Origin of the sequence: Rufibacter radiotolerans (genome assembly GCF_001078055.1) — a bacterium.
Taxonomy (GTDB): domain Bacteria; phylum Bacteroidota; class Bacteroidia; order Cytophagales; family Hymenobacteraceae; genus Nibribacter; species Nibribacter radiotolerans.
Genome location: NZ_CP010777.1, coordinates 2,667,127 through 2,692,500, shown reverse-complemented (window position 1 = coordinate 2,692,500; position 25,374 = coordinate 2,667,127). Strand labels below are relative to the sequence as shown.

18 protein-coding genes and 2 rRNA genes (1 of these 20 only partly in view) are annotated in these 25,374 nt (G+C 49.9%); 12 read left to right on the top strand and 8 right to left on the bottom strand.

Features of this window, described 5'->3' with window-relative positions; genetic code table 11:
* A 23S ribosomal RNA gene (locus tag TH63_RS11190) occupies positions 1-2,378 on the top strand; it begins 515 nt to the left of the window's first position.
* 115 nt (positions 2,379-2,493) lie between these two features.
* Positions 2,494-2,605: ribosomal RNA gene (rrf, locus tag TH63_RS11185) — 5S ribosomal RNA — on the top strand.
* Between the two features lie 262 nt (positions 2,606-2,867).
* Here rrf and purB read toward each other — a convergent pair.
* A complete protein-coding gene (gene purB, locus TH63_RS11180) occupies positions 2,868-4,220 on the bottom strand; it encodes an adenylosuccinate lyase (RefSeq protein ID WP_048921015.1) in 1,353 nt (450 codons plus the stop codon).
* Between the two features lie 141 nt (positions 4,221-4,361).
* Complete coding sequence (locus TH63_RS20550; protein WP_197088699.1) at positions 4,362-4,598, bottom strand: hypothetical protein; 237 nt, start codon at positions 4,596-4,598, stop codon at positions 4,362-4,364.
* Between the two features lie 192 nt (positions 4,599-4,790).
* On the opposite strand from TH63_RS20550, the gene TH63_RS11175 reads away from it, so the two are divergent.
* Positions 4,791-6,452, top strand: coding sequence for a biosynthetic peptidoglycan transglycosylase (locus TH63_RS11175; RefSeq protein WP_231583467.1), 1,662 nt, complete (start codon positions 4,791-4,793; stop codon positions 6,450-6,452).
* Between the two features lie 192 nt (positions 6,453-6,644).
* Here the strand turns inward: TH63_RS11175 and TH63_RS11170 are convergent, their stop codons facing one another.
* The 3 genes from TH63_RS11170 to hemG all read right to left on the bottom strand — a co-directional run bounded on the left by TH63_RS11170 (position 6,645) and on the right by hemG (position 9,895).
* Positions 6,645-7,607, bottom strand: coding sequence for a TerC family protein (locus TH63_RS11170; protein ID WP_048921013.1), 963 nt, complete (start codon positions 7,605-7,607; stop codon positions 6,645-6,647).
* Between the two features lie 191 nt (positions 7,608-7,798).
* Positions 7,799-8,530: a polyprenol monophosphomannose synthase gene (locus TH63_RS11165; protein ID WP_048921012.1), complete on the bottom strand. Its 732-nt coding sequence runs from the start codon at positions 8,528-8,530 to the stop codon at positions 7,799-7,801.
* Positions 8,531-8,554: 24 nt separating this feature from the next.
* Positions 8,555-9,895: a protoporphyrinogen oxidase gene (gene hemG / locus TH63_RS11160; RefSeq protein ID WP_076606468.1), complete on the bottom strand. Its 1,341-nt coding sequence runs from the start codon at positions 9,893-9,895 to the stop codon at positions 8,555-8,557.
* A gap of 130 nt (positions 9,896-10,025) precedes the next feature.
* Between hemG and TH63_RS11155 the strand changes: the two genes are divergently transcribed.
* On the top strand, positions 10,026-10,559 hold the full coding sequence (locus TH63_RS11155; protein WP_048921010.1) for a D-glycero-alpha-D-manno-heptose-1,7-bisphosphate 7-phosphatase: 534 nt from the start codon (positions 10,026-10,028) through the stop codon (positions 10,557-10,559).
* Between the two features lie 149 nt (positions 10,560-10,708).
* On the opposite strand, the gene TH63_RS11150 is transcribed toward TH63_RS11155, so the two are convergent.
* Together TH63_RS11150 and TH63_RS11145 are read right to left on the bottom strand one after the other, a co-directional pair.
* Positions 10,709-10,873: a hypothetical protein gene (locus TH63_RS11150; protein WP_156180551.1), complete on the bottom strand. Its 165-nt coding sequence runs from the start codon at positions 10,871-10,873 to the stop codon at positions 10,709-10,711.
* 86 nt (positions 10,874-10,959) lie between these two features.
* On the bottom strand, positions 10,960-12,360 hold the full coding sequence (locus TH63_RS11145; protein WP_048921008.1) for a type III PLP-dependent enzyme domain-containing protein: 1,401 nt from the start codon (positions 12,358-12,360) through the stop codon (positions 10,960-10,962).
* A gap of 83 nt (positions 12,361-12,443) precedes the next feature.
* Between TH63_RS11145 and TH63_RS11140 the strand changes: the two genes are divergently transcribed.
* From TH63_RS11140 to TH63_RS11125, 4 genes are all read left to right on the top strand, one after another.
* The gene (locus tag TH63_RS11140) at positions 12,444-13,424 is read left to right on the top strand and encodes an arginase (protein ID WP_048921007.1); all 981 of its coding nucleotides are present in this window, start codon (positions 12,444-12,446) and stop codon (positions 13,422-13,424) included.
* 6 nt (positions 13,425-13,430) lie between these two features.
* Positions 13,431-15,227 carry an arginine--tRNA ligase gene (gene argS / locus TH63_RS11135; RefSeq protein WP_048921006.1) on the top strand — a complete coding sequence of 599 codons (1,797 nt, stop codon included), beginning with the start codon at positions 13,431-13,433 and terminating at the stop codon, positions 15,225-15,227.
* A gap of 206 nt (positions 15,228-15,433) precedes the next feature.
* Entirely contained in the window at positions 15,434-15,925 is a 492-nt protein-coding gene (locus TH63_RS11130; protein WP_231583466.1) for a glutathione peroxidase, read from the top strand.
* A 10-nt stretch (positions 15,926-15,935) separates the two neighbouring features.
* On the top strand, positions 15,936-16,874 hold the full coding sequence (locus tag TH63_RS11125; protein ID WP_048921005.1) for a 1,4-dihydroxy-2-naphthoate polyprenyltransferase: 939 nt from the start codon (positions 15,936-15,938) through the stop codon (positions 16,872-16,874).
* 83 nt (positions 16,875-16,957) lie between these two features.
* Here the strand turns inward: TH63_RS11125 and TH63_RS11120 are convergent, their stop codons facing one another.
* Complete coding sequence (locus TH63_RS11120) at positions 16,958-18,508, bottom strand: DEAD/DEAH box helicase (RefSeq protein ID WP_231583465.1); 1,551 nt, start codon at positions 18,506-18,508, stop codon at positions 16,958-16,960.
* A 613-nt stretch (positions 18,509-19,121) separates the two neighbouring features.
* Between TH63_RS11120 and TH63_RS11115 the strand changes: the two genes are divergently transcribed.
* The 4 genes from TH63_RS11115 to TH63_RS11100 all read left to right on the top strand — a co-directional run bounded on the left by TH63_RS11115 (position 19,122) and on the right by TH63_RS11100 (position 25,363).
* Positions 19,122-20,651: a T9SS type A sorting domain-containing protein gene (locus TH63_RS11115; protein ID WP_197088547.1), complete on the top strand. Its 1,530-nt coding sequence runs from the start codon at positions 19,122-19,124 to the stop codon at positions 20,649-20,651.
* A 1,001-nt stretch (positions 20,652-21,652) separates the two neighbouring features.
* Complete coding sequence (locus tag TH63_RS11110; protein WP_082161644.1) at positions 21,653-23,224, top strand: T9SS type A sorting domain-containing protein; 1,572 nt, start codon at positions 21,653-21,655, stop codon at positions 23,222-23,224.
* Positions 23,225-23,380: 156 nt separating this feature from the next.
* Positions 23,381-24,595 (top strand): CaiB/BaiF CoA transferase family protein, encoded by a 1,215-nt coding sequence (locus tag TH63_RS11105; RefSeq protein WP_048921002.1) that lies wholly within the window; start codon positions 23,381-23,383, stop codon positions 24,593-24,595.
* 87 nt (positions 24,596-24,682) lie between these two features.
* Positions 24,683-25,363, top strand: a complete 681-nt coding sequence (locus tag TH63_RS11100) for a P-loop NTPase family protein (protein ID WP_048921001.1) — start codon at positions 24,683-24,685, stop codon at positions 25,361-25,363.
* Positions 25,364-25,374 lie beyond the last annotated feature (11 nt).

The window sequence follows — 25,374 nt, the reverse complement described above, 5'->3', positions numbered from 1 at the left end:
AGGGGAGTGAAATAGAACCTGAAACCATGCGCCTACAAGCGGTCGGAGCCCCTTCGTGGGGTGACGGCGTGCCTTTTGCATAATGAGCCTACGAGTTACTCCTCCCTGGCAAGGTTAAGCGTCTCAAGACGCGGAGCCGCAGCGAAAGCGAGTCTGAACAGGGCGCACAGTCAGGGGGGGTAGACGCGAAACTTTGTGATCTACCCTTGGGCAGGATGAAGTTGCGGTAACACGCAATGGAGGTCCGAACCAGTTTCCGTTGAAAAGGATTTGGATGACCTGAGGGTAGGGGTGAAAGGCCAATCAAACTGAGAAATAGCTCGTACTCCCCGAAATGCCTTTAGGGGCAGCGTCGAGGTTGAGTCTCGTGGAGGTAGAGCTACCGATAGGACTAGGGGGAGTCAAATCCTACCGAATCCTGACGAACTCCGAATGCCACGTGACATACTCGGCAGTGAGGCTTGGGGTGCTAAGGTCCCAAGCCGAGAGGGAAAGAACCCAGACCATCAGCTAAGGTCCCTAAATCTATGCTAAGTTGAACAAAGGAGGTCCAGTTGCCCAGACAGCCAGGATGTTGGCTTGGAAGCAGCCATTCATTTAAAGAGTGCGTAACAGCTCACTGGTCGAGCGACAGGGCATCGATAATAATCGGGCATCAAGCATAGTACCGAAGCTATGGATTGTATTTATAATACAGTGGTAGGGGAGCATTCCCGTCTGCGTAGAAGGTACCTGGTAATGGGTATTGGAGCGTCGGGAAAAGCAAATGTAGGCATAAGTAACGATAATGCGGGCGAGAAACCCGCACACCGAAAGACTAAGGTTTCCTGATCAACGCTAATCGGATCAGGGTTAGTCGGGTCCTAAGGCTGACGCGAAGGCTAAGGTCGATGGACAACTGGTTAATATTCCAGTACTAGCGTAACCCAGTGATGCGGTGACGGAGTAGTGAAAGGCCCGCCTGGTGACGGAATACCAGGTTAAAGCACGTAGTTATAGAGACGGTAGTCAAGTACGCCGACTTTGATGAAATGCGATAGTACCCCAAGCCCCCGGGCGAGGGGATAGCGGCCCTAATCAGACTTCCAAGAAAACCCGCTAAGCGTTTAAGGTTACGCTACCCGTACCGCAATCCGACACAGGTAGTCGAGGAGAGAATCCTAAGGTGCTCGAGTGAATCACGGCCAAGGAACTCGGCAAAATGGCCCTGTAACTTCGGGAGAAGGGGCGCTTCCTCCAGCGATGGAGAAGCCGCAGTGAAGAGGCCCAGGCGACTGTTTAACAAAAACACATGGCTATGCGAAATCGAAAGATGAGGTATATGGCCTGACACCTGCCCGGTGCCGGAAGGTTAAGAGGGGATGTTAGCCGCAAGGCGAGGCATTGAATCGAAGCCCCGGTAAACGGCGGCCGTAACTATAACGGTCCTAAGGTAGCGAAATTCCTTGTCGGGTAAGTTCCGACCTGCACGAATGGTGTAACGATCTGGGCGCTGTCTCAGCCGTGAGCTCGGTGAAATTGTAGTCTCGGTGAAGATGCCGAGTACCCGCTACGGGACGGAAAGACCCCGTGCACCTTTACTATAGCTTAACATTGACTCTGGGCAACTCATGTGTAGGATAGGTGGGAGCCTCTGATCCGGCGTCGCTAGGCGTCGGTTAGGCAACGTTGAAATACCACCCTTGAGTTGTTTGGAGCCTAATCCCTGAGCGGGAGACATTGTTTGGTGGGTAGTTTGACTGGGGTGGTCGCCTCCAAAAGAGTAACGGAGGCTTTCAAAGGTACCCTCAGCACGCTTGGTAACCGTGCGCAGAGCGCAATAGCAGAAGGGTGCTTGACTGTGAGGCCCACAAGCCGAGCAGGGCCGAAAGGCGGATATAGTGATCCGGTGGTTCCGCATGGAAGGGCCATCGCTCAAAGGATAAAAGGTACGCCGGGGATAACAGGCTGATCTCCCCCAAGAGCTCATATCGACGGGGAGGTTTGGCACCTCGATGTCGGCTCGTCACGTCCTGGGGCTGGAGAAGGTCCCAAGGGTTGAGCTGTTCGCTCATTAAAGTGGCACGCGAGCTGGGTTCAGAACGTCGTGAGACAGTTCGGTCCCTATCTGTAGTGGGCGTTGGATTTTTGAGGGGACCTGTCCTTAGTACGAGAGGACCGGGATGGACGAGCCTCTGGTGGACCTGTTGTGGCGCCAGCCGCAGCGCAGGGTAGCTACGCTCGGATGAGATAAGCGCTGAAAGCATCTAAGTGCGAAACTCACCCCAAGATGAGAAATCCCTTTAAGGGCCGTGGGAGACGACCACGTCGATAGGCGGCAGGTGTAAAGGCGGAAACGTCATAGCCGAGCCGTACTAATTGCCCGAGAGCTTTCCCGCCGAACCAAGGCGCGTACCCTACTTGTTCTCTTTCTTCCCATGTATATCAAAGCACCCCCCGACATCATTGAGCACGCGTAGCGATACCGTGCGGTAGGCAGAGATGCCTCAAGGCAATGGTGGCTATGTCGCGGGTGTCCACCTCTTCCCATTCCGAACAGAGAAGTTAAGCCCCGCCGAGCCGATGGTACTGCGGTCACACGCGGGAGAGTAGGTAGCCGCCAACCCCCAACAACCCCCGAGGGCCCCCCAGCGATGGACGGGCCCTCGAGGCGTTTAAAGGCATGGCGGGGAGGACCGGGAAATGTGCTCCTTGTAATGATACCATCCCAGTTATTTAAATAACAAACAACGTTAATTAAGCATAAGCACTTTTACTTCTAATTACCCCTCCTGATAATTTATAAGTCAAAAAATACGGGTATAATTAAATAGGCCCGGCTAATAAATAGCTGGGCCTATTTAATAATCTGTAGCTTCTATATTGAGTTAGAATAACTGAATTCCTGTAAAAGTAAACGGAGTGATTGCTTTCAATTCCTTTTTGAGAGCATCTGTAATATGTAATGTTTCAATAAAGTTTTGGATGGACCGCTCTGTGATTTTCTCATTGGTTCTCGTCAATCCCTTTAAAGCCTCATAAGGAGATGGGTAGCCTTCTCTTCTTAGTACCGTCTGAATTGCCTCTGCTACCACTGCCCAATTTTCCTCCAGGTCCTGTTTAATAGCTTCTTCATTCAACTGGAGTTTATTAATACCTTTCTGTAAAGATTTAAGAGCAAGTAAAGTATGGGAAATAGGTACCCCAATATTTCTCAAGACCGTAGAATCTGTTAAATCCCTTTGTAATCTGGAAATTGGGAGCTTCTCAGAAAGGAAACCAAAAATAGCATTCGCCATACTTAAATTGCCTTCTGCATTTTCAAAATCAATAGGATTTACTTTATGGGGCATAGCAGAAGACCCTATTTCGCCTGCCTTTATTTTCTGTTTAAAGTAGCCCATGGAGATGTATTGCCATATGTCTCTGGAGAAATCTATAAGGATGGTATTAATCCTTTTTACATTATCAAAGAGCGCAGCTAAATGATCATAATGCTCTATTTGGGTAGTGACTTGGCTTCTTTGTAACTGGAGCTTCCCTTTGAGAAAGGTATTCCCAAAAGAAACCCAATCAATGGAAGGATAAGCTACGTAATGGGCGTTAAAATTACCGGTGGCCCCTCCAAACTTCCCAGCAAAAGGAATTTGGTGGAAAAGCACCAATTGTTGTTCTAAGCGCTCTACAAATACCTGTACTTCCTTTCCTAGGCGGGTAGGAGAAGCAGGTTGGCCATGGGTGTGCGCCAACATAGGAATGTCTTTCCAGGAAGTTGCCAGGCCTTTTAAGGACTCAACCAAAATGCTTACGGCAGGCAGGTAGATGGTTTTAATAGCCTGCTGCAGAGACAGAGGGATAGCCGTGTTATTAATGTCCTGAGAAGTGAGCCCAAAATGGATAAACTCTTTTGTTTCGCCTACCCCTAATTCCTCTAACTTGTCTTTCAGAAAGTACTCTACCGCTTTTACATCATGGTTGGTTACTTTCTCTGTATCCTTTATTTTCTGGGCATCCTCCAAAGAAAAGCTCTCATAGATTTTCCGCATGGCTGGGAACAGGCTGTGGTCAAAGTGCTTTAGTTGAGGTAAGGGAAGTTCGCAAAGGGAAATAAAGTATTCCACTTCTACCAAGAGGCGGTATCTTATTAAAGCAAATTCAGAAAAATACGGGGCTAAGTCTTCTACTTGTGATCTGTAACGACCATCAATGGGTGATATGGCTGTAAGGGCAGATAAATTCATGGGCTCTTATTTTGGCCAAAGATATAAAGGTTGCCTGAGAACCTCTAAGGTAAAAGTGCAGTAAAATGGCCAGGCCTTTTAGGGCTAACTAACTTTATACAATACTTTCCGTATTTATTCAGTTGCACTACCATAGGGTTTTTATGTGTCGTGTATTGCATTAGTTTTGCAGATTGGCGCAATGCTTGATGTTCGTTTGCCCAATACAACTAACGGTAACTTATTACTTTGTCTAAATTCACAGATTTTTTTGCCAGAAATAGGAAGAAGCTCATTATAGGAGCCGGAGTGTTTATTGGTTTGCTCGCTATTTCTTTTACCGTCTTCCTCCTGAACCGGGAAAGGCTCTTGCAGTACGCTGTCACGAAGGTCATTCAAAAGGTGGAAGCTAAATATCCGGCCAAACTGCATATTGGCCGTGCCAGATTCCTGGACCTGAATACCGTGTTGGTAACGGATATCGCTCTCTTACCAAACAATCAGCCTAAGCTCATGCAGGTAGACACTGTGCAGGCCACTGTTAGTTTTAGATCTCTTTTCCTTGGCAGGCTGGTTTTTAAACAGTTTAATTTGGCAAACGGTAACATTACAGCCTTCAAGCAAGACAGCGTTGATAACTTTTCCTTTCTGTATAGAAAGAAAGCAAAAGGAGCTGCAGCGGACTCTACAGCCAAAAAGTCTAACTATGGTACGCTTCTGAACCAATTAATAGAGACCGCCTTTGAGAACGTACCTGATGGCGTCAACTTCCGCAATTTGGGGGTATTGTTTAAAAACGACGGCCGAACCATTAACATGCTGGTGCCTGATTTAGTTATGGAAGATGGGGAAATTGATGGCCGTATGACCATTACCACAGATTCTGTCACCAATACCATGTTTGTACGCGGCGTCATCAACCCCAACAAATACCTGCTGTCTGCCAAGATGTACGGTGACGAAAAATCTGGCAGCATTGAAGTGCCTTATATAAAGCAGAAGTTTGGGGCAACCGTTCGCTTTGATACCCTCACCCTCAGTATCACAGATAAGGTTTTCAAAAATAACCAGCTTACCATCAAAGGCGAATCCAGTGCCCATGGCCTGGTGCTGAACCACCCCAAGATTGCAGATGAGAATGTAACGGTAAAAGATGGTGCGTTAAAATACGTCATCACCTTAGGCGACCATTATTACTCGCTGGGAAAAGGGTCTGAGGTGCGTATCAACAAAGCCATCTTCCACCCGCAGGTCACCTATGAAACCAGGCCTAACCGTAAAATAGGGATCAATATTGATTCGCCGGAGATACCGGCCAATGATCTGTTTGAGTCTATGCCTCCGGGTTTGTTTGATACGTTCCAGGGCATGAAAGCCACCGGTACCTTTAAGTACCGCATGAATTTTTATGTGGACATGGCTCGCGTAGACAGCCTTAAGTTCGATTCTGACTTAGATGCCTCACCGGACTTTAATATCACGCAGTACGGCCCCGTTGACCTTAGAAAGCTTAATACTGATTTCACGCACACCGTGTATGAAAAAGGGAAGGTGTCCAGAACCTTTGTAGTGGGACCGGCTAACCCTGACTTTACGCCCTACAACCAGATCCCTAACTATTTAAAGTATGCGATCCTGACTGCGGAGGACCCAAGGTTCATGACGCACAAAGGGTTCCATGAAGGCGCCTTCCGGCATTCCTTGATCACCAACATCAAAGAGAAGTCCTTTGTGCGCGGCGGAAGTACCGTGTCCATGCAGCTGGTGAAAAACGCCTTCCTTACAAGAAAGAAAACCATCACCAGAAAGGTGGAAGAGGCGTTGATTGTCTGGATTATTGAAAACCTTAGGCTCACCAGCAAACAGCGCATGTTTGAGGTGTATCTGAACATTATTGAATGGGGTCCCAATGTCTATGGCGTGAAAGAGGCTGCCAGGTTCTATTTCTCTAAAGCCCCTAACCAGTTAAATATTAACGAGAGTCTGTTCCTGGCCAGCATAGTGCCCAAGCCTAAGCAGTATAGGACCTATTTTGACCAGTATGGCGACCTCAGGGCCTACCCAAGGTACTTCTTCAAGTTAATTTCGGGGCTCATGTACAAACGGGGTCTAATCAGCTCAAATGACCATAACAACGTGGCGCCTTATGTGAACCTGAACGGCCGGGCCGGCAACTTTATCATAGCCAAACCAGATACCACCCAAATAATGGATACGCTGGAGCTGGCGCCAATAGATTTGCTGGACTTTTAATTAGCCTATATAGAAAATGGAAGAGGGCCGCGTTGCAAAACGCGGCCCTCTTCCATTTTCTATTATTCTGTTCTGCCCTACAACTGGATAGCCTACCTAGGTTGCTGGTTCAACTAATAAACCGGGGGGCCAGAAATTTATTCTGTTTTGATGCTGTTTTTCTGAAAACGGCCTCAAAACGCCTTTCGCTGGCTAGTCCTCAGATTCATCTTCCGGGCTGGACAGCGGCACCGGCGGGGCATCTTTTTTAGGGAACATAAGGGAGAGCACCACCGAGGCAACCAGAATAAAGGCCACTACCCCCAGCGCGATCAGCATATTGATATGGATGAAGTCTGAGAGCATAAGCTTGGCACCAATAAAGATTAGGATAAGTGACAGGCCGTAGTGCAGGTAATGGAACAGCTGCATGATACCCGCCAGAGCGAAGTAAAGCGCCCTTAGACCTAACAAGGCAAACACGTTAGAGGTGTAGACAATAAAAGGGTCTTTGGAGATAGCCAGAATAGCCGGGATAGAATCTGCGGCGAAGACAATGTCTGTGGTCTCCACCATGATAAGCACCAAAAACAGCGGCGTGGCGAATAGCGTCTTATCAATCTTTACAAAGAACTTGTCTTCATAATGGCGGTTGGTTACCGGCATATAGCGGCTAATGAACTTCACTACGGGGTTTGCGTCGGGGTCAATGTCATCGCCGCCGGCGGAGGTAGCCATTTTAATACCCGTAAACACCAGAAAGCCGCCTAAGATATAGACAATAAAATGGAACTTGGCCAACAGCGCCACGCCTACCAGGATAAAGATGGCCCGGAAGAACAATGCTCCCAGCACGCCCCAGAATAGGATCTTATGCTGGTATTTAGCCGGCACCTGGAAGTAGTTGAAAATTAAGATGAAGACAAAGAGGTTGTCTACGCTCAGGGACTTTTCAATGAGGTAGGCGGTCAGGAATTCAAGCGCGGGGCCGCTGCCTTTCCAGAAATAGATAAAGACATTGAAGGCCAGGGAAAGCAGAATCCAGAACCCGCTCCAGAAAAGAGCCTCCCGTATTTTGACCACGTGCGTTTTGCGGTGAAACACAAAAAGGTCAAGCACCAGCAATACCAGAACAAAGGCGTTGAAGGCTACCCAGAAAATGATGTCAGTTTTCAATGTCTGTAAAAGTTAAAGATTTCGGCGTAAGCCTCTTCATACCCCTCTGCCCAGCGTCACCCATGAAGCATAAGCTACATGATAAAGGGGAAAGATACGGCGAAACTACTGCAAAACCATGGCGGGTGGTACAGACATATTTCTGTTTTGGGGCTGTTTCTGGGAAAACAGCCCCAAAACAGACTAGGAAACTAGCGGGTGAAGTACCTGAAATAACTGTCCAGTTTCATCTGAATAACGCCCAGAAACGCTTCCCTGATAATGCCTTTGCTCATTTTAGACTGGCCCTTGGTACGGTCTGTGAAGATGATAGGCACCTCTTTGATCTTAAACCCAAACTTGTAAGTCAGGAACTTCATCTCTATTTGGAATGCATAGCCAATGAACCGGATCTTGTCCAGCTTAATGGTCTCCAGCACCTGCCGCGAGTAGCATTTGAAACCGGCGGTGGCGTCATGGATAGGCATGCCTGTCACCAGCCGTACATAGCGGCTGGCAAAGTAGGAGAGCAGCACCCGGCTCATGGGCCAGTTCACCACGTTTACGCCGCTACTGTACCTGCTGCCAATGGCCAGGTCATAGCCCTCCACGGCGCACGCCTGGTGCAGCGAGATGAGGTCATTGGGGTTGTGGGAGAAATCGGCGTCCATCTCAAAGATGTACTGGTAGCCTTCGCGCAGCGCGTATTTGAACCCATGTATATAGGCGGTACCCAGGCCCAGCTTGCCTTTGCGCTGTTCCAGGAAAAGACGGTCCGGGTATTCGGTCTGCAGGCGCATGACGGCTTGGGCGGTGCCGTCCGGGGAATTGTCATCTACAATTAAAACATGGAAAGGGTGTGGCAGCGAAAAGACTTTCTGGATAATGGCTTCAATATTCTCTATTTCATTGTAGGTCGGGATGACCACCACAGACTCTTTCATCCCCCAAATATAGCTTATAAGGTATTATAGGAGGGAAGCCCGCTGGGAATATATTTTCTGGGCCAGGACTTTGGCGTAGGTAATGCTGTCCCGCACGGTGGGGCCCGCAATCCAGTTGGCGCAGGCATACAGTTGTTCTTCCTCCAGGGCCTTGGCCAGCAGGTGGGCATCGGTGATGAAGATATCTGGCTGCGGGTAGGCCTGGGGCCAATGGTGCACGTGCTGGAAAACAGGAAGGTTGGAAGAGATACTGTAGTTCTGCTTAAGTTCTTCATGTACCCGCAGCAGAATCTCATTTTGTGGCAAGAGGGCCTTCTCAGGCGTAAGGCCAGCGCTGATGACCGAGGAGAAAAGTACCTCGTCCTCAGGGCACACGCCTGGGAACAAGACGCTGCGCCAGATGGCAGCATTGGCGAAGGGCTTTTCTTTCTCGGGGTGAAAGGCGCCAAATCCTTCCAGGGGAAACCCCACGGCATGCTTTCTATAGGCGGTATGCACCACCGTAGAAGGAAGGTAAGTGATGTTATGCAAGGCGGCGGCTAACCCGGGCGAGGTGAAATCCAGCAACTCAGCGGCCGCGTGGGCGGGCAAGGCAATGACCACGGCATCAAACTCCTCATCGGCCAGGCTCTCTACGTCATGCTGGATGCTGAGCAGGAACTTCCCCTTGGCTCTATGGATCATCTCTACCTTGTGCGCCACGTGCAAGGACACCAGCTTGGAGGCAATGGCCTGGGGTAGCGTTTGTAGGCCGTCAGACAGGGAAAAGACCGGTTCGGTATACAACCCTTCTTCCAGGTCCAGACCCCGCAGCACGGAGCCGTGCTGGCGTTCCAGTTCCTTTAGATGGGGGAAGGTTTTCTCCAGCAGGAGTTTCTCGGGGTCTCCGCCGTACAGGGTGGTAACCATGGGTTGCACCACGTAGTCTACCACGTCCTGCCCAAAGCGCCGTTTAAAGAATTGGGTGACGGTCTCGTCGGGCACTTCCTGGGGTGGCAGTTTGGATTCCTGGGTGATCTGGAGTTTGGTGCGCCAGTGGAAAAAAGGGTTCAGCAATAGTTTCCGGAGCGTAGAGGGCACCCCGTGGTAATGCCCTTCCTTCCTGATAAAGACGTCCTGGTTATTACTGGCGGCTGGGATGACTTTTTCTTCCAGTTTCAGTTCCTGCAAAAGTTCCTGCACCTCGGGGCCCATTTGAAGAGAGGGTGGACCCAGTTCCAGCAGGTAAGGTCCTTTGGTCTCAGTCCTGATCAGGCCGCCCACGTCGGTTTCGCCTTCAAAGAGGTCATAGCGAACCCCTAGCTTCTGTAAGTAGTAAGCCAATGCCAATCCAGATATTCCCGCTCCTATAATGGCTACCCGCATGTAAACTCCATTGATACTGCACTAACGTACGCAGCCCAGGAAAACACGTTTTACATCCATTTTAGAGAAAATAGCTCTAAACGGGTTTTATAGAGAGAAAGCGTCGTTGGTTCTGCTTATTTTTGAACCCATGGAGCAACAGCATACGGTTAAAAGAAAGGCGGTTTTCCTGGACCGGGACGGGGTATTGAATGTGGAACGGGGAGACTACACCTGGCGCACGCATGAGTTTGAGGTGGCACCGGGCGTGCCCGAGGCCCTGGCCCTGCTCAAACAGGCCGGCTATCTGCTTATTGTCATCACCAACCAGGGGGGCATTGCTAAAGGCCTCTACACCAAAGAAGATGCGCTGGCCTGCCACCAGAAACTGCAGACGGCCGCCGGCGAGGTAATAGATGCAATTTATATGGCTCCGGGGCACCCGTCCAGCTCGGAATCCCTTTCCCGTAAGCCAGACAGCCTGATGCTGGAGCGGGCCATCGCAAAATTCAATTTAGACCCAAGTGCCTGCTGGATGGTAGGTGACCAGTTACGGGACATAAAAGCCGCCCGCAAGAGTGGGGTGCCTGCTATTCTGGTAGGGCCGCATGCCCCGGTTACAGATGTGCCGCAGAAGGCAGATTTACTGGAGGCCGCCCAGTGGATAGTGAGCCACACAAAATAAGCGTTTCGGGCCTGTTTTCTTAAAAACAGGCCCGAAACGCTTATCAGGTAAAAAATGCAAACTGGTGAGTTAAACCAGGTTAGCGTAAACAAAGAAAGAACCGGAAGCAGCTCCCGGTTCTCCAGTTGATGGTATGTGGTAGAAGAACGTTAGCCGTTCACGCTGCGGGCAGCAGGGGCTTTGGCAACGGCTTTCACCAAAACTTTGTGCTCACCTGATTGATCAGATTTTTGAGCATAAGCCGGGCAGGTAGATGATTTGCAAGAAGCAAAGCCTAAAGAGCAGATGGCAGCGAAAAGAAAAAGGTTCTTCATATTATTATAGTACAACATTTGGGTATTCTACTTCAAATCTACAGCTTTTGTTTAGCAATGAAAGACAAAAGCCGTAAATTATTTTTTTACGCCTTGTAGCCCAGTATCTTCAGCATAGAATCAACGTTCTGCTCCTCGGCAAAAACCCATGATTTGAGCGTGCCGTCGGCCTCGCGGTCAATGATCACGTGCTTGGGCGAAGGGATAAGGCAGTGTTTGATGCCGCCGTACCCGCTCAGGCTTTCCTGGTAGGCGCCCGTGTGGAAGAAGCCAATGTACTGCGGCTCTGGCTGCTCTTTCTGCACCTTGGGCAGGAATACCTGGAACGAGTGCATCTCAGAGTTATAGTAATCCTGGCTGTCACAGGTGAGGCCGCCAATGTTCAGGCGCTGGTAGTCTTTGTCCCAGTTGTTGATGGCCATTAGGATGTAGCGCTGGTTCAGGGCCCAGGTGTCTGGCAGGTTGGTAATGAAAGAGCCGTCAATCATGTACCAGAGCTCCTTGTCGTTCTGCAGCTTGGTATCCAGGATGGAATACACGTGCGCGCCGCTTTCACCCACGGTATAGATTCCGAACTCGGTGAAGATATTGGGCTCCGGCACGCCTTCGGCCTTGCAGATATTCTGGATGGTGCGCAGAATCTCCTCAATCATGTACCGGTAGTTGTAGTCAAACTGGATGGAGGTCTTGATAGGGAACCCGCCGCCAATGTCAATGGTGTCCAGATCAGGGCAGATCCGTTTCATCTCGCAGTACTTGTGCACAAAACGGCTCAGCTCAGACCAGTAGTAAGACGTGTCCTTGATGCCCGTGTTGATGAAGTAATGGAGCATCTTAAGCTTGAACTTGGGGTTGTCCTTGATCTTGTTCTCATACAGGCCCACCACATCATTGTAGTTGATGCCCAAACGAGAGGTATAGAACTGGAACTTAGGCTCCTCGTCTGAGGCCAAACGGATGCCCACCTGACACGTGCCTTCTACGTAGCCTTGGTAATGGTCAATCTCATTCAAATCATCCAGCACGGGCGTCACGTTCTTAAAGCCCTCATTGATCATGCCCGTGATGTAGTCGCGGTACAGGTCCCGCTTGTACCCGTTGCAGACCACAAAGATATCTTTGGTCACCTTGCCTTTCTCATACAGTGCCTTGATGATAGGCATGTCAAAAGAGGAAGAGGTTTCAATATGGATGTCATTCTTGAGCGCCTCTTCCAGCACAAAAGAGAAGTGCGAGGACTTGGTGCAGTAGCAATAGGTGTAAGAGCCCTGGTAATTCAGCTTGGCCATGGACTCCTTGAATAGGATCTTAGCCTTCTGAATCTGGGAACTGATCTTAGGCAGGTAGGTGAGACGCAGCGGCGTGCCGTACTGCTTCACCAGCTCCATCATGGGTATTCCGTTGAAAGAAAGTTCGTTATTGGTGACAGAGAATTCCTCGGTTGGGAAGTCAAAGGTTTGGTGAATGAGGTCTGTGTATTTATCCATTATAAGGTTGTGCTTACGGAAAGCAATAACGTGCAATATTGCTAGTCTTTTACCATCTTTGCAAAAACTAGTTTCTGTTTTGCATGAAAAAAATCAGACTGATAGAGGTGAAATCTGAGCTTGGCGCAGGAACTCGCGGTGCTAGTTTAGGGGTAGATGCCCTCAAGATAGCCTGCCTGAACAAGGGCTCAGACTATTTCAAGAAATTTACGGCCGTAGAGGTTCCCAACCTCAATGATGTCATGTTTGAGAAAAACCTATTTCCGCATGCCAAATACATTGACAGCATCCTGCAGACCTACAAGCGCATCAGTAACACGGTAGAGCAGACCCTGGAACTGGGCATGTTCCCGCTGGTGCTGGCCGGGGACCACTCCAATGCCGGCGGCACCCTGGCAGGTATCAAGGCCACCTACCCAGACAAAACGCTGGGCGTGATCTGGGTAGACGCCCACGCCGACATCCATTCGCCCTACACCACCCCGTCTGGCAACATGCACGGCATGCCGCTGGCGGTTTCCTTAGGTGAAGATAACCTAGACTGCAAAGTGAACGACCCAAGCCCTGAGACCATCTTCTTCTGGGAATCTCTCAAGCGCGTGGGCACTGAGACGCCTAAGCTAAAACACGAACACATTGTCTATATAGTGACCCGCAGCTATGAGAAGCCAGAGGTCTACTTGTTTGACAAATACAACATCAAGAATTTCACCTACCCAGAGGTCATTGCCAAGGGTGTGGAGCAAGTGGCTCAGGAAGCCCTTCACCGCCTGCGCGATTGTGATATTATCTACATCTCCTTTGACGTGGATAGCCTGGACTCTAAGTTCTCCAAGGGAACGGGCACGCCGGTAGAGGTAGGCTTGAACGTGGCGCAGGCCAAAGAGCTGTGCCACCAATTGGTCAGCAGCCCCAAGGTGATCTGCTTTGAGATGGTAGAGATCAACCCTACCCTTGACGCGGAGAACATAATGGCGCAAAACGCCTTTGACATTTTAGAATACACCACTGAAGCTATTCAGTCCCGCCTGGCGCAAGAAGCCAACGCGGCTCCCATTGCCTAAACACAGATGAAACAACTTGAATCACAGATTGCCCAGGCCCTGAGCCAGGTATTGCTAGAGACGTATCAATACACACTTCCCGCAGAGCAGATCAACCTACAGCCTACCCGTAAGGAGTTTGCCGGTACCTTTACCTTTGTCACCTTCCCGCTTACCAAGGCCCTGGGCAAGGGTCCTGAGCAGATAGGGCAGGGGCTAGGCGAGGCCTTAACCCAGCAGGCACCCCAGGTAGCCGGCTTTAACGTGGTAAAGGGTTTCCTGAACATTGAGATCAAAGACAGTGTGTGGCTGCAGGAGTTCGCCCATCAGGTGTCGGGTTTCGGGGCCGATTTGTCCAAAACAGGCCCGAAACAGAAAGTGGTGGTAGAGTATTCCTCGCCCAACACCAACAAGCCTTTGCACCTGGGTCACCTGCGCAACAACTTCTTGGGCTACTCGGTGGCTGAGATCCTGAAAGCGGCCGGGGCCGATGTGGTGAAAGTGAACCTGGTGAACGACCGGGGCATCCATATCTGCAAGTCCATGATCGCGTATGTGAAATACGGGCAGGACGAGACCCCGCAGAGCGCAGGCATGAAAGGCGACCACCTGGTAGGCAAGTACTACGTGGAGTTTGACAAAGCCTACAAGCAGGAGATTGACGCGCTGGTAGCCCAGGGCGTAGAAAAGGAACTGGCCAAAAAGCAGGTCCCGCTTATGCTGGAAGCCCAGGAAATGCTCCAGAAATGGGAACAGCATGACCCGGAGACCATCGCCCTCTGGGAGAAAATGAATGGTTGGGTGTATGAGGGCTTTACTTCTACCTACCAGAATATTGGGGTGGACTTTGACAAGTTCTACTATGAGTCCGGGACCTATTTATTAGGCAAAGACCGCGTAGAGGAAGGCCTGGCCAATGGTGTATTCTATAAAAAAGCCGATGGCTCCGTTTGGATTGACCTCACTGCCGAAGGCCTGGACGAGAAACTGGTGCTCCGCGCCGATGGCACCTCGGTGTACATCACGCAGGACCTCGGCACCGCCGAACTCAAGTACCAGGATTTCCATTATGACCAGTCTCTGTACGTGGTGGCCGATGAGCAGAACTACCATTTCCAGGTACTCAAGGCTATTTTAAAGAAACTGCAGAAACCCTATGCTGATGGTATTTTCCACCTGTCTTACGGCATGGTGGACCTACCCAGCGGAAAGATGAAGTCCCGGGAGGGAACCGTGGTGGACGCCGACGAGCTGGTGCAGGAGATGATTGACACCGCCCGCCAGAAAACAGATGAACTGGGCAAGATTGACGGCTTCTCTACAGAAGAGGCGCAGCAACTCTACCACACGCTGGCCATGGGTGCCCTTAAGTACTTCCTGCTGAAGGTAGACCCCAAAAAGCGCATGTTGTTTAACCCGGAGGAGTCCATTGACTTTAAAGGCAACACCGGTCCGTTTATCCAGTACACCCATGCACGTATTGCCGCCATTCAGCGTAAAGCCAAAGAACTGGGCATATCCTGGGGACCCGAGACGTTCACCGGGGTGGAAGTGCTGCACGAGACCGAGCGCGAGGCGCTTATCCTGCTGAATTACGCAGACTCTATCATTGCGGAGGCGGCCCGTAACTTCGCTCCGTCCACCATTGCGCAGTACGCCTTTGATGTGGCCAAGACCTACAACCGCTTCTATACCGAGGTGCCTATCTTCCAGGAGACCAACCCGCAGGTGCTCAGCTTCAGGATTGCGCTTTCGGCCCAGGTGGCCAAGACTATTAAGCGCATGATGGGCCTGCTAGGCATCACCGTGCCGGAAAGGATGTAAGAAAGAGATCAAGGAAGGCAAGAGCCGAAAGGTTCTTGCCTTCTTATCTAAATGACGGGGTAGTGCCCGAACAAAATACCTGGCCTGTGGTTATGCCTATAAACCAAAACAAGATGAATACGCTTCTGCTTAGTCTATCACTTTCCTTTTTGGCGGCCTGCTCTGCGCAGTCTGGTCCCACTCAGGATTCAAAAAACGCAACTACTATGGAAACAACAGCCGCTTCTTCTATCTATGACATCCCTTTGAAAACCATTGACGGGAAAGACACCAGCCTGAAGGCCTACAAAGGCAAGAAACTATTGCTGGTGAACGTAGCCTCTGAATGCGGGTACACGCCGCAGTACGAGGACCTGGAGAAACTCCATAAACTGCACGGCGACAAAGTGGTGGTGCTGGGCTTTCCGGCCAATGACTTTGGCGGGCAGGAGCCAGGCAGTAACCAGGAGATTGCGCAGTTCTGCCAGAAGAACTTCGGGGTGACTTTCCCGCTGTTTGAGAAGGCAGCCGTTACGGGCAAAGAACAGCAGTCCCTCTACAAGTGGCTCACGTCTAAAGAGGCGAACGGCAGCAACGCAGAGGCCCCAACCTGGAACTTCTGCAAATACCTCATTGGCGAAGATGGCAGGGTGTTAAAATTTTATCCTTCCAAAGTTTCTCCTCTCAGCGAGGAACTGCTCCGGGACATCAATAGCTAAGCGTTTTTAAGTGGTTTTAGAAAAAACGACCCCGAAACGGCCAGCGGCTGGCACCTGGATCTCAGCTTTCCGGCTACGGACCTTGCCGCTGGCCTTGTCCTGTATTGGCATGGGGGGGTTCCTGGCTGCCGCCGATCACCTTTCCAGGTGGCCGGTGCTGGTGGTGTGCGTGGTGACCACGCTGTTCCTCCAGATTCTGTCTAACCTGGCCAATGACTACGGTGACAGCAAGCACGGCGCCGACAGTCAGCACCGGGAGGGACCTAAGCGGGCTGTGCAGGCCGGGCAGATCACGCCGGGGCAAATGAAAACCGCTATTGTGGTCTTTAGTTTGTTATCCCTTCTCTCTGGCGTAGCCCTATTGTGGGTAGCCTTAGGTACCTCAGGTATTTACCTTTTTATGTTTTTCCTGGCCTTGGGCTTAGGGGCTATCTGGGCGGCTATTGGTTATACCAACGGGGGCAAACCCTATGGCTACGCGGGCCTGGGAGATATTTCGGTTTTCTTTTTCTTTGGCTGGGTAGGGGTCTTGGGTACGTATTTCCTGCAGACCGAGCGCCTGTTCTTGGAACTGCTGCTGCCGGCCTCCAGCCTGGGCTTCTTTTCGGCGGCGGTGCTTAACGTAAACAACATCCGAGACCTGAAATCTGATGAGTTGGCAGGAAAGCGTTCGGTGCCGGTGCGGCTGGGCGCGCTGCGGGCACGGGCCTACCATTGGGTTCTGCTGCTTTCAGGGATAGCCTGTACCATTATCTTTGTGGGGGTGAGGGAGAATGCCACCCTATGGCCCTGGCTCTTTGTGGGCGCGCTGCCTATGTTCTATTATAATGGCCGCGAAGTGAAGCGCCGGCAGACCCCGGCTGAACTTGACCCGCTCCTGAAGCAGATGGCCTTATCAACGCTTTTGTTTGTAGTGTTGCTGGGTATTGGGCTGATGCTTGACAGATAAAAACTTTTACCAACCCTTATAAAAGCGTTTTGGGCCTGTTTTTCAGAAAACAGGCCCAAAACGCTTTTTGATTTTACAGCTTTTTATTCTGGAGAAGAAGCAGAGGCTGCCGGTGCACCCGAAGTAGGTTGGCTTCCGCCTTCTGCCGGTTTTCTGTCGGCTGGTTTTTTCCGGCGCTTTTTCTTTCTCTTTATTTCTTCGCCTTCGGCCCGGGGAGCCTGGGGTTGTCCTTCTAATCTTGGGGCGCGGGGCTGGGCTCCTTCTGCCGTGGCTGTAGTGGGGGCGCCGGCTGGTCTTTCGGTTCTGGGTCTGTCATCCCTTCTGCGGTTACGGTCTCCGCCGCTGCCGCTGCCTTCGCGCTTTCTGTCACCGGTACGGCTGCTGTCTGAACCACTACGGCTTCCGCCGCTTCGGCCAGCGGGTGCGCCGCCTCTGCCACCAGAGGAAGAACCTCCGCGACCGCCTTTCCGGCGGTTGGCTTCTGGGTTAAAGGCCGGGCCTTCGCCCATACCCTCTGGTAAGGGTTGCTTAGGCAGTTCGCGCTCAATCAGTTTCTCAATCTTAACCAAGCGTTCCTGATCCTGCTCATTCACAAACGTGATGGCCATGCCGTTGGTGCCGGCGCGGGCCGTACGGCCAATGCGGTGTACATAGTCCTCGGCGTCCTGCGGAACGTCAAAGTTCACCACGTGACTGATATTATCTACGTCAATACCTCTGGACATGACGTCTGTCGCCACCAAGACCTGTAGTTGCTTGTTTCTGAAGCGTTGCAGGGTGGCTTCGCGCTCATCCTGGGTACGGTCAGAGCTTATGCCTTCGGCCTCAAAGCCCATCTTCTGCAGGGAGCGCACAATGTCATTCACCGCATTCTTGCGCGAGGTGAATAGAATCATGGTCTGCACCTTGGCATCTTTCAAGATGTGCTGCAGCACCCGCAGTTTCTGGTTGTCATACACCAGGTAGATCTGCTGGTCTATGTTGGCGGCTGGTTTAGAGATGGAAAGGCTTATTTCCTCGGCTTCATGCAGAATCTGCTTGGCGAAGGTTCTGATCTTAGGCGGCATGGTAGCCGAGAAAAGCAGCGTCTGACGCTCTTTGGGCAATTGGGAGATGATCTTCATCAGGTCATCCATAAAGCCCATGTCCAGCATTTTGTCGGCCTCATCTAGGATAAGGTATTTAAGCTGGTCCAGCCTTACATAACCCATCTGCATGTGCGCGATCAACCGGCCCGGGGTAGCTACAATAATATCAGCGCCGCTGGTAAGGGCCTTTTTCTGCTGGTCCCAGTTCTGGGCATTATTACCGCCATAAATAGCGATAGAAGTGGCGCCGGTGAAATAGCTTAGGCCTTCTACCTGGTCGTCAATCTGCTTGGCAAGCTCGCGGGTAGGCACCAACACCAGGGTGCTGGTGAAATCAAACTTCGCCACTGAGATCTTACTTAATATAGGCACCAGAAACGCGGCCGTTTTACCGGTTCCGGTTTGGGCGCAGGCAATTAAGTCTTTGTCTTCTAAAATAAAGGGAATTGCCTGGGCCTGGATAGGGGTAGCTTGTTTGTAACCCATAGACCTGATGCCATCTAGCAGGTCAGGCTGTAGGTTGAAATCATCAAATGTAACACTCATTGTATTTGTATCTTCTTCAATGCCACCAGGAAACAATGCCGGTAACTAGGTAAAGGTCGGTAAAGATAATCTTTTACCCTAATTCAGAGGGAGGGAATTATTCTACAGATCACAAGCTTGTTGTAAAATTCCTATATATAGGTTACAGTATACTGAAATTGTATTTTGGGTGAAATGAAACCGTAAAAAAATAAAAGCACTTTATTGAATAAATACAACAACTTTTAATATAAAAATGTAGCTATATATGTTAAAACAGGTTAAAATGATTAGAAATGAACTATTAAATTGTGTTATGCAAAGAAGATATTTGTAACATTAATTGAAAGTGCAATTTGATGTAACCGCAAATTAGGTTGGTCGTTAAAGCTTATATATTCAAAAATAGGAAATTATAAAGTAAGTATCTTTTAAAACAAACTACGAATCGCATATGATAGCAGTTATACTTCCTTTCGATGTTTTCCTTCATAATGCCTGTCAGAGTTAACCATGGTGCAATTACTGTATAAAGGTTAACGCTGATAAACAATCAGTTAAACTAAAGTCTTCTTTTTTTAATCAAATCTTTTCAATCATGAAAAAACTTATACTTTCATGGGCTAGCACCCTTATGCTTGTACTTTTCGCTTTTGTAAATCTGGCCCAGGCCCAGGCCCCTTGTAACGAGTCTCAGCCAAGACCAATTACCGGCAACCAGCATCCCTGCCCCGGCGACATTGAAACCTACTGCATTGAAAATGACCGGAACTACACTTCCTTTGAATGGGATGTTCCAAGAGCCCACGCCGGCGAGCCACCTGTAGGTTGGGAGATTATCTCAGGACAAGGTACTAACTGTGTAACGGTTAGAGTAGGTCAGAAAAGCGGCACCATGAAGGTGAAAGTAACCGACCCGATTTGTGGTACTAAAGTAGCCACCCTGCCCGTTAAGCCAGGTAAGAACTTTGAAGTTGTTATCACCGGTCCAGATTCCATCTGTGTTAAAGAGCCCCAGACATACTTTGCAACCGTTAAGAAAGACACTGGCAAGGCAAACTTAAAAGGTGAGTTTATCTTTAACTGGACTGTTCCTGCAGATTGGACCATCCAAAGCGGACAAGGCACTGAAAAAATTGTAGTGATCCCTGGTGCTACTGACGGCGAAGTGAACGTGTATGTAAGCGATAACACTGCCGTAAGCGGCAACGGAAACAATGGAAACGGTGTAGGTGGTTATAAAGCAGGATATTGCGGATTAGCATCAGACCAATTGCTGGTTGAAACAAATGAGAATTGCGGTGGCGGCGTATGCGAAGCACCTGAAGTAACTTTAGTAGCCCCAGACACCATCTGTAACTTAGCTGACGAGCCTACCACCATTAGCGTTGGTCAAGTAGAAGAAGGCGTAACCTACACCTTTAACGTACCAGAAGGATTCATCATTTTGGAAGAAGGCCCAGGATATGTAACCGTGGTAGCCGTGTTTGAAGAAGCACAGTTAGGCCAGCCCCAAACCATCACGGTAACTGCTTCTAACGATTGCGGAACCGACACTGCTGAAGCTACTGTAATTGTAGCAGATTGCGGACTTGGCTCACCATTCCCGGTAACCATGACCAGCTTTGACGGAGTGTCCCGCAGCGGGGCCGTGGAACTGACCTGGAGTACTGCCAGCGAGATCAACAACGACAAGTTTGAAGTAGAGCGCAGCATGGACGGCAAGAACTTCCAGAAAATAGGCGAGGTGAAAGGATCCGGTAACTCCACCGTGGTGAAAAACTACACCTACACAGACCGCTTCAAAACCTCAGGCACCGTGTACTACCGCCTGAAACAAGTTGACCTTGACAAGAAGTCTGAGTACACCAAAGTGATAGCAGTGAGCCACAGTGCAAGTACTTCTTCTGCCGCCGGTATGAGTGTATATCCTAACCCGGTAACTGACGGAAACGTGACTGTTCGCTTTCAGAATAAAGTAAAAGGAACTGCCACCATCAGATTGATTGACCTTGCAGGACGCACTCTTAACACCCAGCAAGTAAGCAGCGAAAGCGCTGAGATTAGCCTGAACCTTGGTTCGCTTAACTTAAAACCAGGTATCTACCTGATCACTGTCACAGCCAACGGGCAAAACACTACCCAACGGATAGTAGTGCAGTAAGATTAAGATTGATTGAAAAGAGGAGAGAGGCAGCGGCTACTAAGTCGCTGCCTCTTTTTTTTTATTTATTAAGTAAGGCTAGTTCTCAAGTGACTTAATAGAGATGCTTGAGGTGCCTTGGCTACGGTAATCCTGAATATTTATTTGGGAGGTTTCATTTCAATGTCTATAGTTTATCAATGGGACCCAAACCAGGTAGAGGAATAGGGCTAGGACCGAGTGACAGGTGCTTTCTCAGGAAGTGGAAGACAGTGAATCTTAGATTCATTAGGTCATAGGTGAGCTAAACTTGAGGACGGGCGCCTACCTGGTGGCAGTAGGTGCAGATGGAAACAACCACTCTACTCGTAGTAATTTAATAAATATAGATATTCAATAGATAGAACGGATGTGGCTCTATGTGTCGCATCTCTTCTTATTTTTAAGCCGATTCTCAACTGCTTTTAGGTCTATAGAATTAGAATAATTGATGCTTTCCTTCATTTGAATAAGCTATTGTATTGGAGTATTCAATGGGGCATAAGTAAAGTAAATTAATTTGTACTATGAGAAGAATATGGTATTACTATAACGAGATAATGCAATTCCACCGAAACAGATGAGTATTGGTCTCGTTATAGATAGTAGGTTAGTTGAATAGTAAGTAGTTAACTAATTGAACTTTAAATCTAATGCGTATGGAAATAAAGATACATTCTCACTCGCAGAAGTTTAAGTGTAAAAAAAAGAAAGTAAGTCTTATTTTACTTCTAATTAGACTCTATAAATAACCTCCCCCTGGTGCCTTTCCCAAAGGTGCTATTTTTACCCCTGGTAATTACATAATTCACAGATATAGATAGTAAGGAAAAGCCCTTTGAAAGCAGGGTCAAAACCCTATTGCCCTATTTTTGGCAACGTTGGTATAATTCAAGCTTTTCCCGCCCCTTTTGTCCCTTCCCACAGGGTGTTTTGATCAACTGCTTCTTGTTATCAGCATAAACCTTCAAAATTTTCGAATCATGAAAACACCTATACTCTTATGGGTCAGCACTCTGTTGCTCATAATTTCGGGTTTTCCCAATTTCACCTATGCCCAAGGGCCTTGCAATAATCCCGTTCGCCCCATAACCGGAAACGGTGCCAACGGATCTGCGCAACAACACCCTTGCGCCGGTGACACCACTATCATTTATCAAATTGCCAACATTTATAATTCTTATGAATGGACCCCGCCAAGAGCAGCCGCCGGTGATCCAGAGGGTGCGGGTTGGGTTATATTGGAAGGCCAAGGAACCAGCCAGATTCGGGTTAAGGTAGGGAAGAAGTCCGGTACTGTGGTAGTGAAAGTACAGGATGGCGAATGCGGAACCAAGGTGGCCACCATACCGGTAAAACCAGGGCAAAACTTTGAAGCCTTTATTACCGGCCCAGACTCTGTTTGTGTTGGCGAGCCCCAAACCTATACCGCTACCGTTAATAAAGGCAACGGCCAGGCCAACGCCTCTGGTGAATTCGTGTACAATTGGGTAGTGCCTGCAGACTGGCAAATCATAAGCGGACAAGGCACTGAAACGCTGGTAGTAGAGGCCGGCCTAATGGACGGAGAGGTGACGCTATATGTGACGGATAACACAGAGGTATCTGGAAACGGTAATAGCGGAACGGGTGTAGGGGGTTACAAAGCAGGATTCTGCGGCACGGCTTCCGCCTCTCTTTTTGTGGAAACAAATGCGAACTGCGGCCCATGCCCCTTGCCTTATGTGACCCTTGCCGCCCCAGACACCATCTGTAACTTATCAGATGAACCCACCACCATTAGCGTAGAAAGTTTTGTAGAGGGAACAACCTATGTCTTTGACGTGCCAGAAGGATTTGTTGTGCTGGATGAAGGCCCGGGATATGTCACCGTAGTAGCTATATTTGAAGAAGCACAGTTAGGTCAGCCCCAGACCATCAGCGTGACTGCCACTAACTCCTGCGGTACTGACATAGCAGAAGCAACAGTGATAGTAGCTGACTGCGGTGATGGTACGCCATTCCCAGTAACCATAACCAGCTTTGATGGAGTATCCCGCAATGGGGCCGTGGAACTGACCTGGAGCACCGCCAGCGAGATCAACAACGACAAGTTTGAGGTAGAGCGCAGCTTGGACGGCAAGAACTTCCAGAAAATAGGCGAGGTGAAAGGCTCCGGAAACTCAACAGTTGTGAAAAACTATACCTACACAGACCGCTTCAAGACCTCAGGCACCGTGTACTACCGCCTGAAACAAGTTGACCTTGACAACGCATTTGAATATTCAAAAGTGATAGCTGTGAACCACAGCGCTACCGGAACTGGCAAAATGAGCATAGCGCCTAACCCGGTTACCAACGGTGAATTTACCGTCTTCTTCGGGCAAGCCAATAAAGGAGCGGCTCTCATCAGGTTACGGGATATGACCGGACGCCAGATGTTTAGCCAGGAAGTAGGCGCGGGGCGGTCAGAGGCGAACCTGAACATTGGCAGTTTGAACCTCAGAGCTGGCATCTACCTGATATCCGTGACCGCCAACGGGCAAAACACCACCCACCGGATTGTGATCCAATAAGCGGGATTGATGGACTAGCGTAACTTGAAAAGGGGCAGTGGCTGAGAGTCGCTGCCCCTTTTTTGTTAAATAGGACAGTAAATACGTGGAGATGTGGGCCCTGAATTTTCATTTCTACGTTTTTTGCCCACTTTTGGGAAAACAGCTTTAAAACGTATGGCATCTGGCAAAGGGCTCTTTCATGATTTGGTAGTGGTGGAATTGGCCAGCGTATTGGCGGGGCCCAGCGTGGGCCAGTTTTTTGCGGAGTTGGGGGCCAGGGTAATCAAGATAGAGAATGCCAAAACCAACGGAGATGTGACCAGGCGCTGGAAACTGCCTTCTGAAGCAAAGGAAACCATGGTGTCAGCTTATTTTTCGGCTGCCAATTGGGGTAAAGAATCTGTGTGCCTGGACCTGTCTGACAGTTCCATGAAAAAGGCGGTGTACCAGATCATCCGGCAGGCAGATGTGGTGCTGGCCAGTTTCAAGCCCGGCGACGCCGAAAAGCTGGGGCTTGACTTTGCATCCTTGGTCAAAGTAAATCCATCTTTGGTGTACGGCAGTATCACGGGCTACGGCAAAGAGGTGGCCCGGGCCGGATATGATGCCGTGCTGCAGGCCGAAGCCGGTTTTATGTACCTAAACGGGGAAAAGGGAGGCGCTCCCCTCAAAATGCCGGTGGCCTTGATAGATCTCCTGGCGGCCCACCAGTTAAAGGAAGGGTTGCTGGCGGCCCTGTATCTTAAGGAGAAGACCGGAAAGGGGCAACTGGTAGAGGTGTCCTTGCTGCGGGCGGCCATTGCGTCCTTGGCCAACCAGGGCACCAATTACCTTGTGGCCGGGGTGGCGCCAGAGCGAATGGGTTCTGAGCACCCCAATATTGTACCCTACGGCACCGTCTTTCAGACGGCAGATGGAAAGGAGTTGGTGCTGGCCATTGGCGATGACCGCCAGTTCTCCGCACTTTGTACTATATTAGGGCAGCCGGAGCTGGCCAGTCAGGATTCCTTTAAGACGAATAGTGCCCGGGTAGCCAATAGGGAGGCGCTGACCCAAAAGCTGAAGGAGTTGGTGGCGCAGCAGAACCGTGACCCGTTCCTTCATCATCTTAACAGGCAGAACGTGCCCGCCGGGGCCATTCATACGGTGCCCGAAGCCTTGGCCCAGGAAGGCGCTGGCCCACAGCTACTCCAGGGAAAAAACGGACAGGCGGCCGGAATTCGGCAAATTGCCTTCGTCCTGGAAGGAGAAGGAGAGGCGTCTTTGACACCGCCGCCGGTGCTGGGCGCGCACTCCTGGCAGGTGCTGCAGGAACTGGGCAAGGTCTCTGAGCAGCAGTTGGAAGTGCTGGAAAGGAAAGGGACGGTAAAAGGGAGACAGGCGATTTAAGGCAACCTAAAACCGCTGCGCAGGGTACAATACAGGATACTTTGCCTGGTACTGGTCCAGCGGTAAACTTTCACGAAACTAATAATTATGGAAGATAGAATTGAAGCTATTTATGAAGGGTTACGTCAGAAGTCTACTACCAAACAGGCTATTTTCAGAAACACCAAAGAAGCATTTGACCAGCTAAGGGCTTGTTCCGTGACGTTGGTAGACATCCTGAAGGAGAGGGTGACCAAGGTAGACGCCAACGTGATTATTGAGTACCGGAGCGTCAATGAATTTGAGTTTCATATTAAATTCTCCGGAGACCTGCTCATTTTCATTATGCACTCCAACATTATCACCCTGCCTGAGGATCATGAGCTCATGAAAAGCCGCTACGTGGAAGAGGATTTCCGGCGCCGGTTTTTTGGGCACATCATGGCCTATAACTTCATGGCCGATTCCATTAAATATAACCGCTTAAATGACCCTGGCTATCTGCTGGGCCGTATTCTCATCAACATTGACAACCATTTTTACCTGGAAGGGGTGAAGCAGCTGGACCTTACCTACAATGACATGGCCCATAACAAACTGGACCCCGGCATCCTTCGGCTCCTGGTGGAAAGCGCCATGATCGCCTCTGTTAACAATGACCTGGTGGCGCCAGACGTAGATGAAATTCGGAAGATCACGGTAAAACAGAAACTGGAAGAGCAGCAGGTAAGTACGCCCCAGAAAGTAGGTTTCTCCTTCAGCTACCAGCGCACGCCCCAAATGTACTAAGGCCAGCTGGC

Coding starts and splice junctions, on each gene's coding strand:
- purB (WP_048921015.1), bottom strand. CDS start 4,220: ATGAATTTATCTGCCCTTACAGCCATATCACCCATTGATGGTCGTTAC.
- TH63_RS11165 (WP_048921012.1), bottom strand. CDS start 8,530: ATGAAAGAGTCTGTGGTGGTCATCCCGACCTACAATGAAATAGAGAAT.
- hemG (WP_076606468.1), bottom strand. CDS start 9,895: ATGCGGGTAGCCATTATAGGAGCGGGAATATCTGGATTGGCATTGGCT.
- TH63_RS11155 (WP_048921010.1), top strand. CDS start 10,026: ATGGAGCAACAGCATACGGTTAAAAGAAAGGCGGTTTTCCTGGACCGG.
- TH63_RS11150 (WP_156180551.1), bottom strand. CDS start 10,873: ATGAAGAACCTTTTTCTTTTCGCTGCCATCTGCTCTTTAGGCTTTGCT.
- TH63_RS11145 (WP_048921008.1), bottom strand. CDS start 12,360: ATGGATAAATACACAGACCTCATTCACCAAACCTTTGACTTCCCAACC.
- TH63_RS11140 (WP_048921007.1), top strand. CDS start 12,444: ATGAAAAAAATCAGACTGATAGAGGTGAAATCTGAGCTTGGCGCAGGA.
- argS (WP_048921006.1), top strand. CDS start 13,431: ATGAAACAACTTGAATCACAGATTGCCCAGGCCCTGAGCCAGGTATTG.
- TH63_RS11130 (WP_231583466.1), top strand. CDS start 15,434: ATGGAAACAACAGCCGCTTCTTCTATCTATGACATCCCTTTGAAAACC.
- TH63_RS11120 (WP_231583465.1), bottom strand. CDS start 18,508: ATGAGTGTTACATTTGATGATTTCAACCTACAGCCTGACCTGCTAGAT.
- TH63_RS11115 (WP_197088547.1), top strand. CDS start 19,122: ATGCTTGTACTTTTCGCTTTTGTAAATCTGGCCCAGGCCCAGGCCCCT.
- TH63_RS11110 (WP_082161644.1), top strand. CDS start 21,653: ATGAAAACACCTATACTCTTATGGGTCAGCACTCTGTTGCTCATAATT.
- TH63_RS11105 (WP_048921002.1), top strand. CDS start 23,381: ATGGCATCTGGCAAAGGGCTCTTTCATGATTTGGTAGTGGTGGAATTG.
- TH63_RS11100 (WP_048921001.1), top strand. CDS start 24,683: ATGGAAGATAGAATTGAAGCTATTTATGAAGGGTTACGTCAGAAGTCT.